Annotated in this window: 9 protein-coding genes, 6 tRNA genes and 1 riboswitch; of the genes, 4 read left to right on the top strand and 11 right to left on the bottom strand. The window is 41.0% G+C overall.

The window, feature by feature from the left end; all coding sequences use genetic code 11:
- Positions 1 to 105: 105 nt before the first annotated feature.
- The gene (locus tag AC075J_RS10940) at positions 106 to 255 is read right to left on the bottom strand and encodes a hypothetical protein (protein WP_155512390.1); all 150 of its coding nucleotides are present in this window, start codon (positions 253 to 255) and stop codon (positions 106 to 108) included.
- Between the two features lie 122 nt (positions 256 to 377).
- Positions 378 to 1,301 carry an alpha/beta fold hydrolase gene (locus tag AC075J_RS10935; RefSeq protein ID WP_173681901.1) on the bottom strand — a complete coding sequence of 308 codons (924 nt, stop codon included), beginning with the start codon at positions 1,299 to 1,301 and terminating at the stop codon, positions 378 to 380.
- A 242-nt stretch (positions 1,302 to 1,543) separates the two neighbouring features.
- On the opposite strand from AC075J_RS10935, the gene AC075J_RS10930 reads away from it, so the two are divergent.
- Entirely contained in the window at positions 1,544 to 2,605 is a 1,062-nt protein-coding gene (locus AC075J_RS10930) for a DUF5067 domain-containing protein (protein WP_476390317.1), read from the top strand.
- A gap of 195 nt (positions 2,606 to 2,800) precedes the next feature.
- Positions 2,801 to 3,016 carry a DUF378 domain-containing protein gene (locus AC075J_RS10925; protein WP_025581288.1) on the top strand — a complete coding sequence of 72 codons (216 nt, stop codon included), beginning with the start codon at positions 2,801 to 2,803 and terminating at the stop codon, positions 3,014 to 3,016.
- A 142-nt stretch (positions 3,017 to 3,158) separates the two neighbouring features.
- Here AC075J_RS10925 and AC075J_RS10920 read toward each other — a convergent pair.
- The 5 genes from AC075J_RS10920 to epsC all read right to left on the bottom strand — a co-directional run bounded on the left by AC075J_RS10920 (position 3,159) and on the right by epsC (position 4,689).
- Positions 3,159 to 3,231, bottom strand: a tRNA-Gly gene (locus AC075J_RS10920).
- Between the two features lie 3 nt (positions 3,232 to 3,234).
- A tRNA-Gly gene (locus tag AC075J_RS10915) sits at positions 3,235 to 3,305 on the bottom strand.
- Between the two features lie 17 nt (positions 3,306 to 3,322).
- Positions 3,323 to 3,395 (bottom strand) — tRNA-Gly (locus AC075J_RS10910).
- A 3-nt stretch (positions 3,396 to 3,398) separates the two neighbouring features.
- A tRNA-Gly gene (locus AC075J_RS10905) sits at positions 3,399 to 3,469 on the bottom strand.
- Between the two features lie 293 nt (positions 3,470 to 3,762).
- Positions 3,763 to 4,689: a serine O-acetyltransferase EpsC gene (epsC, locus tag AC075J_RS10900; protein WP_055058738.1), complete on the bottom strand. Its 927-nt coding sequence runs from the start codon at positions 4,687 to 4,689 to the stop codon at positions 3,763 to 3,765.
- A gap of 202 nt (positions 4,690 to 4,891) precedes the next feature.
- Between epsC and AC075J_RS10895 the strand changes: the two genes are divergently transcribed.
- Together AC075J_RS10895 and AC075J_RS10890 are read left to right on the top strand one after the other, a co-directional pair.
- Positions 4,892 to 4,979 (top strand) — tRNA-Ser (locus AC075J_RS10895).
- A 110-nt stretch (positions 4,980 to 5,089) separates the two neighbouring features.
- Positions 5,090 to 5,160, top strand: a tRNA-Trp gene (locus AC075J_RS10890).
- A 190-nt stretch (positions 5,161 to 5,350) separates the two neighbouring features.
- Here the strand turns inward: AC075J_RS10890 and ppk1 are convergent.
- The 4 genes from ppk1 to AC075J_RS10870 all read right to left on the bottom strand — a co-directional run.
- A complete protein-coding gene (gene ppk1 / locus AC075J_RS10885; protein ID WP_349062936.1) occupies positions 5,351 to 7,459 on the bottom strand; it encodes a polyphosphate kinase 1 in 2,109 nt (702 codons plus the stop codon).
- A gap of 219 nt (positions 7,460 to 7,678) precedes the next feature.
- On the bottom strand, positions 7,679 to 8,605 hold the full coding sequence (locus tag AC075J_RS10880) for a cation diffusion facilitator family transporter (RefSeq protein ID WP_476390318.1): 927 nt from the start codon (positions 8,603 to 8,605) through the stop codon (positions 7,679 to 7,681).
- A gap of 305 nt (positions 8,606 to 8,910) precedes the next feature.
- Positions 8,911 to 9,017, bottom strand: a riboswitch (NiCo riboswitch).
- Positions 9,018 to 9,129: 112 nt separating this feature from the next.
- On the bottom strand, positions 9,130 to 10,539 hold the full coding sequence (locus AC075J_RS10875; RefSeq protein ID WP_476390316.1) for an MATE family efflux transporter: 1,410 nt from the start codon (positions 10,537 to 10,539) through the stop codon (positions 9,130 to 9,132).
- Between the two features lie 502 nt (positions 10,540 to 11,041).
- On the bottom strand, positions 11,042 to 11,327 hold a 286-nt coding region (locus tag AC075J_RS10870), incomplete at its 5' end, for an ABC transporter permease subunit (RefSeq protein ID WP_476390315.1).

The following is an 11,327-nucleotide window of genomic DNA, read 5'->3' as shown; positions in this document are numbered from 1 at the left end:
AAGTAAACATCCGTTCTTTCTTTTGGTAAAAAATTTGCGCGTCTAACTCATCACTAAAGTAACGAGAATGCGACGCACAATTATTCAAACGTAAAATCTTATACCCTAATAGCGAGAAAGACTGCCGAATTGCTCCGACAGTCTCTCATTTTTTACAAGTTCTCCCTGTTCTGCCGCCGGATTTTTCTCCGTACAGCCTGCACAGCCAAGGCTGAAAACAAGTATCAGCAACAATATCATTTTGTTTTTTCCCAATATCCGGTTCCCCTCTCTTAAAATGGATTTTAATGGTTCTATAGCAATTCGCAGCCATCAAACAACAAATGGTTACAGATCGTTATAGTTTAACCGGATATCTCTCCATTTTATACATCCGCTCAGAAACCTTTTTTTCTCATATAGACAGCAATATCATGATAAACCTGCTCCCTGCCGATCTCATTAAGAATTTCATGACGCATTCCCGGATACAGTTTCCCCTTTACGTCTTTATAACCGGCCCGTCGCATAGCCCGCACTGTCTTTGCAAAATGACGTACATTGATCAGACACGGGTCCTCTGCTCCACTTACGAACAGTACCGGCATATCCGGATTTGTACAGGAAAAATGTTCCACATCATATGCACGTTTCATTAGTTCAAATAATGCCAGATACGCATCGTCCGTAAAAGTGAAACCACACATTTCAGATTCCTCATATTCTTTCGCCACATCAGGATCAGAACAGATCCAGGCTGTACATCTCTTATCCTTTCGGAATTTCATCGCCCCTGCACCAAAGGACATTGTTTCTATCAGTTTACTTCTGTGTCTCGGTCCAAAGACTGCTTTCTCTGTCTTTGCAATGGCAACTCCCAGAGGCATGGCAGTATTGTAGCTTGGAGAACCGCACACAATCAGCATATCTACGCAGCTGTCATGTTCTGCCACAAATGCCCTCACTGCCAGCGAACCCATACTGTGCCCCATCAGAATCAGCGGAAGTTCCGGATAGTATGCATGGATTTTCCTGTTCACTGTTCGGATATCCTGAAGCATCGCCTGTGCTCCCCCACCGTATGTAAAGCCGAGATCATCCTGATTTTTTACACTTTTTCCATGTCCTCTGTGATCATGGATCACCACCACATATCCAAGCTTTGCCAGATACTGCATAAACGGAATATATCTCTCTTTATGCTCACTCATTCCATGAACCAGCTGTACAACTGCACGATAAGGTTTCTTATCCGGTATCAGTGCCATGACCGAAATCTCAAGCCCGTCTGCTTCTGATTTAAAAGAACTCTCATACTTCATAAATCCACGCCTTCTTTCTGTATTTTCTTATATATTTATATTATCCGCTCTGATTTCTATAATTTTGATTATAAGTAAGACAATTGCCATTGTCAACGCATTCTGATATAATCAATTATATCGTTACTGTTCACTCTGTTCTCAGTAACATTACATCTGCACGAATGTTGTTGCAGATATAAAATTGAAACTTTTTAACATAATACGTTTCAGAGCGGTTATGCTCTAAGGCAGGAGGAAATATGACAAAAGGTAATAAAAAAGGACATGCCGGGCTGATTATTTTCATTCTGATCCTGGTTCTCGTCATTGGCGGAGGTACAGGTTTCTATTTCTATCAGCGACAGCAGCCACGCAAGGCAGTTGAAAATTTTCTTGACAGTATGAAGAAAATGGACTTCAATACAATGGAATCCATGATCCAGAGCAGCGATCTCACAGCACTGGACAATGCAGATATCCGCGATGCCGCATACACGGATTTCTTCTCAGAAATCAACAAAAAGATGACCTATAAGATCACCAGAAACAGATTCGACATCCAGAATGGTACAGCTTCTGTCACAGCACATATCACTTACATTGACGGAACCAATATTTATAAAGCGACTATCACTGAATTTCTCCGTCAGATCGTTTCCAACGCTTATGCCGGAAACCAGCTTACAGAAGAAGAGACACAGGCAAAACTTGCTTCCATTCTGAATGAACAGGCAAAAAAAGTGGAAAAAGATGTATTCTTCGAAACAGATATCACCTATCCGGTGATCAAAACAGATTCCGGATGGAAAATTGTTTCTCTGGATGATGAGACAGTAAAAATCATGTCAGCAAACTTCAAGAGTGTTGAAGAGGAAATAAACAACTCCCTCAACAATATGGATAACGAAGATTCCTCAGGTTCTTCTTCCAATGCACCGGAGGCATCTGCAGATGATACGCTTAATCTCACAACAGAAAAATTTACGATCAAATATACCAAACATACGATCACCAAAGACTTTGCCGGAAATCCATGTATTATGGTTTATTACGATTACACCAATAATTCTTCCTCTGCATCCAGTGCAATGGTTGATGTCAGCCTAAAAGCTTACCAGCATGGAGAATCCTGCGAGGCAGCGATTCCCGAGAATAATGACGATGCCATCGATCATTTTACAGCTGAGATTCAGCCCGGACAGACCGTTAATGTATGCCAGGCATTTACACTGACAGATGAGAGTGATGTAACGGTTCAGGCACAGGAGGCATTTTCCTTCGATGAAGACGCAAATGCCAGACAGATACTTAAAGTAAAATAATCCGATTGTCAGACAGATATTCTCAATTGAAGCAGAAAACTTATTTAATTCTGTTGAAATATGCACAGTGGTTCAAATTTAATTTGAACCTGCTGTGCATATTTTTTGTCTTTCATGGCACAATATGAAATGTAATAGCTTTATGATTCCTGTAAAAGCTGTATACAGCGACAGGTTATGAAAGGATGGTGACTTATGGGAAGCAAATGTTTAAGATATACGGCGCTGACTATCGCCATTATCGGAGCTGTTAACTGGGGACTGATTGGTTTTTTCAATCTGAACCTGGTCGCTCTCCTTTTCGGAAGCATGAGCTGGGTTTCCAGAATCGTATATGGTCTGGTTGGAATCTGCGGACTCTATCTTCTGACCTTTTACGGTGATTCCGACACTATCTCAGAACAATCCTGAGTACAAGCCGACATCTGAAATTATAATTCTATACTATAATCCTTCCTAACGGACTGCGGCATATTTATCAAATGGATATGCCGCAGTTCTTTTATAGTGGTTCTTAAAAGAAAAAGGACTTCGGAAAATCCGAAGTCCTAAGAGCGATAGACGGGGCTCGAACCCGCGGTCTCGACCTTGGCAAGGTCGCGCGTTACCAACTACGCCACTATCGCACAAGCGGGTGATGGGAATCGAACCCACGTATCCAGCTTGGAAGGCTGGTGTTCTACCATTGAACTACACCCGCAGATATTCAGTTAAAAGAGCGATAGACGGGGCTCGAACCCGCGGTCTCGACCTTGGCAAGGTCGCGCGTTACCAACTACGCCACTATCGCATAAGCGGGTGATGGGAATCGAACCCACGTATCCAGCTTGGAAGGCTGGTGTTCTACCATTGAACTACACCCGCACAGCTTGTTGTCTGTGTATCTCTGTCGCATCAACGAATATTAGTATATATGATGAAACTGTATTTGTCAACACTAAATTTAAATTTTTTCTATTTTTTTAACAACATATACAAATTATCATCTGACAAACAATTCTGTCAGGCAGATAAAATCATCCGTTTCGCTGCTCAGCTCTATACCGAATAACTGCTACGCAGTTTATCAGAAGGAGCTTTCACTCCTCCTGATATAAGCAAATTTCCACCTGCTGCTTATTTGTAAAATAATTCCTGTTTACAGTGTTAACCAGAGATCAGTTCTCCCAATCCCATACATTCGTAGCTTCCACTTCACTTTTTGGTTTCTTGATCACAAGTTCAGGACTCTTCGCACTGACCTTGGTGTTTGCCGGAATAGATGCTGTAATAAAGGTATTACCTCCGATGATCGTATTCTCTCCGATCACAGTCTCACCGCCCAGCACAGAAGAGTTAGAATAAATCGTCACATTATCTCTGATTGTCGGATGTCTCTTCACATTGGCAAGCAGCTGTCCCTGACGGGTGGAAAGCGCACCAAGAGTCACACCCTGATATAATTTCACATTCCTTCCAATCTCTGTAGTCTCACCAATTACAACACCGGTTCCATGATCAATGAAGAAATATTCTCCAATCGTTGCGCCCGGGTTAATATCAATTCCTGTATAACCATGTGCATACTCAGACATTATTCTCGGAATAAACGGTACATTCTCAAGATAAAGGACATGTGCAAGTCTATATACATAAATTGCATAAAATCCAGGATAAGAGAAAATAATTTCCTCTTTACTCTTAGCAGCCGGGTCACCGTCAAAACCTGCCTGCAGGTCAGTCAGCAGCATACGCTGGATTTCCGGAACATTTGCAAAAAATCGCTCTGTGATCTGCTCTGCATGTTCTTTGGCCTTCTGTTCTTCTTCACCCTGATATAAAAATGCAATCTCAATCTGCTCCTGCAAGCAGTCATACAGATCATTCAGGCGATATGCCACATAATGCTCCGGAAACACGCTGGCACTGGAATCCACACTGAAATATCCGGGAAAAATAATAGACCTCATATCTTTAATGAAGTTAATGATCTCTTTCTTATTTGGAAGACGTTCTCTGTCCTTTCCCAGAAAGAGTTCTTCTTTACGGTAAGTATCTGTCAGCTTCTCCACAGCCTCCAGAATTATTTTCTTTTTATCTGTCATGATCGTCACCTATCTGCTTTCCTCGCAGTTGCTTATTATCCCCGGACAATAGCAATCCAGAGGGTACACAACCGCATTTTGTTATTATCTTATTACAGCAAAACCAATTCGTCAATAAAAAAAGAATTGACCTTTCCGTAGATTCCTTATATAATAAAAAACAGTTCCAGTTACACTTCAGAACTGTTTCTAATCTTAATATGGAGATGTACCCAAGAGGCTGAAGGGACCGCACTCGAAATGCGGCAGGCCGGGCAACCGGTGCGAGGGTTCAAATCCCTCCATCTCCGCTCTTTCTTTGTAAAATTCTTTATAATAAAAATGCACAATAAGCTTGACAATCGTTGCTTTTATATGTATAATTGCAACAGTAAAAGAAATTTTACAAGTTGGTTTTGATAGGGGATTGGTCAAATGGTATGATAGGGGTCTCCAAAACCTTTGGTGGGAGTTCGATTCTCTCATCCCCTGCTCTTAAAAACGCTCGAAAGCCTTGTATTTACTGGTTTTCGGGCGTTTTCGTTTTATCTCGGATAATCAAAAGTAATCATAGAAGTAATCAAAAAGATACTATATGAATCTATTATACTGATCCACATAGTATCTTTTTCAGGCAATCTACAATATTGTCAACAAATATTTCTTCTTAATCTTCTACTTTTCAATCTTCTCTTTTTTTCTGGATTTTCTCTGCATTGCTGTATGCCATGGCATAAAAGATTTCCTGGGAATTGAGTTTGACATCATTCAGGCTTCTGTCTGCATAATTTCCTGTTTCTGTCAGTCTCTTTCCTTTTTCATCATCATTCATCATGGTCTCGAACATCCAGTCCAGACGTTCTTTTAATTTCTCATTAAGAACCGGAGCAGCCACCTCCACACGACGGACTGTATTTCTTGTCATAAAGTCAGCAGATGCAATATATATTTTTTCTCTTTCTTTTGTACCGAAACGGTAGATTCTGGAATGCTCCAGATAACGTCCTACAATACTTATAACCTTGATATTCTCTGTGTATCCTTTTATCTCCGGAATCAGACAGCAGATACCTCTGACAACCATTTCTATCTTAACACCTGCCTGAGATGCTTCTACCAGTTTATTGATGATCACCTTATCTGTCAGGGAATTGATTTTGATTCCAATATATCCTTCGTTTCCCTGTTTCACCTGGTCGATTTCTTCCTGTATCATATCCAGAACTCTGTTCTGCAGACATTTCGGTGCAACCAGAAGAAGATTGGATTTCTCAACAACTTCCCCTTTCAGAAGAGCTGCAAACACTTCTGCTGCTTCTTTTCCGATTTCCTGATTTGCTGTGATCAGTGACAGATCTGTGTAAAGTGCAGATGTTTTTTCATTATAATTACCTGTACCGATCTGTGTGATATAGGACACACCCTTATCTGTTTTTCTGGAGATCAGGCACAGCTTGGAATGTACTTTATATCCATTCAGTCCATAGATTACTCTGCAGCCAGCTTCTTCCAGTTTTCTGGAATATTCAATATTGCTTTCCTCATCAAATCTGGCTCTCAACTCTACAAGTACAACAACTTCTTTTCCATTTTCTGCTGCTTCCACCAGAGCATCTACAATCTGACTCTTGTCCGCCAGACGATATAATGTCATCTTGATGGATACAACAGAATCATCCTTTGCAGCCTCATTCAGAAGATTAATAAAAGATCTGATATTTTCAAATGGATAGGATAACAGTACATCTTTCTTCATAATCTGTGGAATCAAAAGGCTCTTATCATCCAGCTCCGGTGTCATTCTGGGAGCTCTTCTCTGATAGAAAAGTTTGTCCTGGGCAGTATTTCTCAGATACCCCTGAAGTCCGAATACAAAGGACATATCAAGCGGAACTCTGGTCAAAAATACGTGTTCTTTATCCACATGAAGCTCCTTACAGAGTGAACTTATCATCTTTTTATTTAATTCTCTGGATAACTCCATTCTTACAGGATTCATTCGTCTTCTCTGCTTGATCAGATTCTCCATTGCATCCCTGTAATCCAGATCCTCATCATAAATGGTTTCTGTATCAATATCTGCATTTCTGGTAATACGGAGCAGCGCTTTCTCCCTGATCTCATAATTCTTAAACATTTTCGGCAGAAAATGAAGAATCAGTTCCTCTGAAAGCATGAAAGTCCCTTTTCTTGTAGGAATATCGATCAAACGTCTGAATACAGTATTACTGCAAGGGATAATAGCTGTTTTTGTTTTTCCACCCTTGCTCATCAGTGATGCCACTGCATAAATATTTTTATTTTTCAGGAATGGAAATGGTTGCTGTTTGCTCACAATGTTTGCAGACAGATACGGTGCGATTTCCTGATCAAAATATGTTTCCAGAAGCTTGCCTTCCTCTGCAGATAATCTGTTAAAATTGATCAGACGCACTCCGTAAGGCTCCAGTTCTCCCATCAGCTGTTCATAGATAGCTGCCTTTTTCTGATCCAGATTTCTGGTGGCCTGAAGGATTGCAGTTACCTGTTCTTCACTGGTCATATTGGTTTTGTTCTCACGGATTATTTCAGATGCTTCCATCTGATCCATCAGAGTTCCGACTCTGACTCTGTAAAATTCATCCAGATTTGACTGATAAATAGCAGCAAATGTCAGTCTCTCCGCAAGCGGAACTCTTGGATTTCCCGCCTCATTTAAAACTCTCTCATTAAACTTCAGCCAGGACAGTTCTCTGTTCATCATATATACAGGTGCTGTAATTTCTTTGCTTTTTTTCTGTTGTTTTTTCATAAATAAATCCTTTCGTTTGTCAAACCTTTTGACTCTGACATCCCATAACGTTTAGAATTATAAACTTTGAATATCAATTCCATGGAATGTCCATGTTATATTTATGTAAAATTTCCACTAGGAACAGAAAATAAAAGTTTCGCTTAACTTTAACACATAGATGATCACTCAATAAAAAAAGACTGCCCAGATTATACTTCGGACAGTCTCGCTTTTTATTTACTCATTCACCGGATTCACATGAACCATGCAGTGTTTTACGTCTTTAAAATTTTTCTCTATAGTATGATGAACATTCTCTGCAACGTCATGTGCCTCATTCAGTGGAATCTCACCATCTGCTGAGATTTCAATATCCACATACATCTTAGAACCAAATAATCGTGTCTGGAGAAGGTCGATTCCCTTCACTCCTTTCACTCCCATGATCACTTCTCTCATGCTCTCTTCTGTTGCCTCATCGCAGGAATGGTCAACCATCTTATCGATGGCATCTCTGAAAATATCTACAGATGCTTTCACAATCAGTACACAGATTGCAACACTGGCAAGTGGATCCAGGATCGGGAAGCCAAGTCTTGCACCCAGGATACCGATAAATGCACCAACAGAAGACATTGCATCTGAACGATGGTGCCATGCATCCGCCATCAGTGCACCGGAATTTATTTTCTTCGCAGCACTTCTGGTATACCAGAACATCCACTCCTTCACTACAATAGAAACAACTGCCGCAATCAGTGCCAATGTTCCGGGAATTGCAATGCTTGTTCCTGAAGTACTCTTAATAATGTTCTCAATTCCATTCATACCAATTCCGATACCGGTTGCCAGAAGTAACCCGGACAAAATAATAGAAGATACACATTCCATCCGCTCATGTCCATACTGATGCTCCTTATCGGATTTTTTGCTGGATAAATTCACACCGACTATTACTACGAAAGTACTTCCCACATCAGATGCTGAATGAATCGCATCTGAGATCATGGCACCTGAATGTGCCAGAATTCCGGCAAGTAATTTAAATAAGGAAAGTAACAGGTTTACTGCAATACTCACACCTGATACCTTCATTGCCACCTTATGTTCCCATGCAGGCTCTTCCTTCTTAGCTGTTGTGTTACTGTTTGTCTTGTCTGACATTGCTGTCATGTTTAATTTTTTTGTCTGTTCCATAACCAGGACCTCCTAAATTTTCTTTTCAAATATATAAGCTTTTGTACTTTCCTATATTTGAGTTTACAGGTTCTTCTTATGTCACATACATTGCGCCACAGTCAGAAAATATATTTCCTTTCTGTGACTTATCAAAGTGCGGTCTTACAGGGGTCTTTTTGTATTTCGGAACTGCACCTGTCTCAGAAAATCCTCCTAAAAAAATCCCTCTAAAAGAAAATCTTTCCAAAACATACTTTCCAGAAAACAAAAAGACACACCTGCGGAACATACACTGTCCCACAGATATGTCTGAAAATGTTCATATCTGCTGCCGCTTCGCGCGGCCCGGCCCCATGCCCTCGAACATCTCGGGCATCGCCTGCTCAGTTTGTACTGTTGATCTCGCATTCTGTTGAATGTAATGCAGTGCAAAGAGAATATAAATATTTTTTCTGATAATACACTATAGTATATCGGTTAGTCAAGCCAAATGTTATTGAAAATTTTTATCATGATGAAACAATATTCTGCAGCCACACACCCTTCTTAACCAGCACAAATCCAATCACACACTTAATCAAATCTGCCAGCTGCACACATGCATAAATCACAAGCACATGAATCCCTGTATAACGACTCAGCACAAACGCGATCGGCACACTGACACACCAGATAAACACACTGTCAAACAGGAACGTAATAATCGTCTTTCCACCGGAACGCAGAGTAAAATAGGTTGCATGCAAAAACGCATTCTGCGGCATAAAGAATGCAGTGATCATAATCAGATACTTCGCCAGCTCCCTTGCCTCATCATTGGTATTATAAAGCATCGGAAACAGCGGCGCCATAACAAACATCACCATTGCCACACAGGTACAGCACATCACTGAGAACGCGATCATCTTGTTATCTGTATCTCTCGCTTTCTTCATATCTCCCGCACCCAGAAGCTGTCCCACAATAATCGCAACAGAATCTCCCAGCGCAATAAATACAATATTAAACACATTGTTGATGGTATTGGAAATATTCAGCGAAGCAACCACATTCAGCCCTCGAATCGAATAACACTGAGTCAGCATCGCCATGGCAGAAGCCCATAAAGTCTCATTAAACAACAGCGGTGTACCCTTGACCAGAATCTTCTTTGTCAGATTCGAAGGAACCTTAAGCGTGCTGTACAGCCCCTTTGCAAATGCATTTTTCTCCGTATGCCTGTGTGTCCAGCCTATTACAATTGCAGCCTCCACATAACGTGACAGCACAGTTGCGATTGCCGCACCTCTCACACCCAGTCTCGGGAAGAAAAATACACCATAGATCAACAGATAATTAAACAACAGATTCACACAGATTGCCACAACTCCTGCTTTCATTGGCAGAACAGTCTCTCCGCACTCTCTCAGAGTGCTGGAATAAATCTGCACCATCATAAACGGCGGCAGTCCCAACAGCATAATATCCAGATACTGCTTTCCATACTTAAGCGTATCTGCAATCTGCTGCGCAGTACCCTCTCCCTGCAGATACATACTGATCAGATTCTCTCCAACAGTCAGAAACATCAAAATCGTTCCAATCGTCAGAATCACAGCCATCCAGAACTTATATCTGAATGTCTGCCTCACACCCTCGTGATCCTTCTGTCCAAAATACTGCGCCGTGAAAATACCCGCTCCGGATACCCCTCCGAAAATGCACAGATTATAGACAAAAATCAACTGATTCACAATGGAAGCCCCCGACATCTGCTCCGTACCGATCCGCCCGATCATAATATTATCCAGCAGACTCACGAAATTCGTGATTCCATTCTGTATCATGATCGGAACAGCCACAGCCAGAACCATCATATAAAATTTCCTGTCACCGATAAACTTCTTACGAAACGATAACCTTTCTTTTGTCCTTTCCATAAAACTTTTCCTCATCCTTCTTCACAAAAATAGACTGTCCAGAGACAGCCTTCGCCTTAAGCGTTGTATCACTTACATTACTATAAAACCTCCAACATTTCAAGCCCATATCAGTAAATTTATACTACCATTTTCTATTCCGTTTCTGTTCCGTTTTTTCTCCACTCCATATCCGATAACGCACTTCCATACTATCATTCACAGTACCAACCAGTTCACAGCGAAAAAAAATAAATGTTTTTAACCACATCTACAGGGGGTGTAGCAACTCTTAGTCTTTGGGAATTTGCGTTATGTCAGAAAAATTCACTGTCTGAGCGAAGCGAGTTTGAATTTTTCTGGCATGGTTTTAGCAAATTTCCAAAGGCTTAGAGTTCCTGCCCCCGCAGCCGTGGTTCAAAACATTTATTTTTCTTCGCGTCCCCTTTGAAATCATTAAAAAGCTGTCGCTTTCCAAATAAATGAAGAAAACGACAGCCTTTTCAAAAAAGTATTTGCAAGCCTATTTAATAGCACCCTCAACCATACCATTCATAATCTGCTTCTGAGCAATCAGGAATACGATGATCATCGGAATCATTGCCAGGAGTGCTGCAGTAAGGATCAGATCCCACTGTTTTACATAAGAACCAACAAACGCCTGTACAGCAACCGGAAGAGTCTTAACCTTACCATTCTGTCCTAACATCAGAGAAGGAAGAAGGTAATCGTTCCAGATCCACATACCATTCAGAATAGTAACGGTAACAATAACCGGTTTCAGAAGCGGGAGGATAATACGGAAGAAA

It is taken from the genome of Blautia sp. ZXY-1-C6 (assembly GCF_056339875.1).
Note: the sequence above shows the minus strand (reverse complement) of the source record. Positions and strands in the feature narration are given on the sequence as shown.

Bases quoted from the DNA above. Each gene is read 5' to 3' on its own strand.
- AC075J_RS10935 (WP_173681901.1), bottom strand. From the start codon at position 1,301: ATGAAGTATGAGAGTTCTTTTAAATCAGAAGCAGACGGGCTTGAGATT.
- AC075J_RS10930 (WP_476390317.1), top strand. From the start codon at position 1,544: ATGACAAAAGGTAATAAAAAAGGACATGCCGGGCTGATTATTTTCATT.
- AC075J_RS10925 (WP_025581288.1), top strand. From the start codon at position 2,801: ATGGGAAGCAAATGTTTAAGATATACGGCGCTGACTATCGCCATTATC.
- epsC (WP_055058738.1), bottom strand. From the start codon at position 4,689: ATGACAGATAAAAAGAAAATAATTCTGGAGGCTGTGGAGAAGCTGACA.
- ppk1 (WP_349062936.1), bottom strand. From the start codon at position 7,459: ATGAAAAAACAACAGAAAAAAAGCAAAGAAATTACAGCACCTGTATAT.
- AC075J_RS10880 (WP_476390318.1), bottom strand. From the start codon at position 8,605: ATGTCAGACAAGACAAACAGTAACACAACAGCTAAGAAGGAAGAGCCT.
- AC075J_RS10875 (WP_476390316.1), bottom strand. From the start codon at position 10,539: ATGGAAAGGACAAAAGAAAGGTTATCGTTTCGTAAGAAGTTTATCGGT.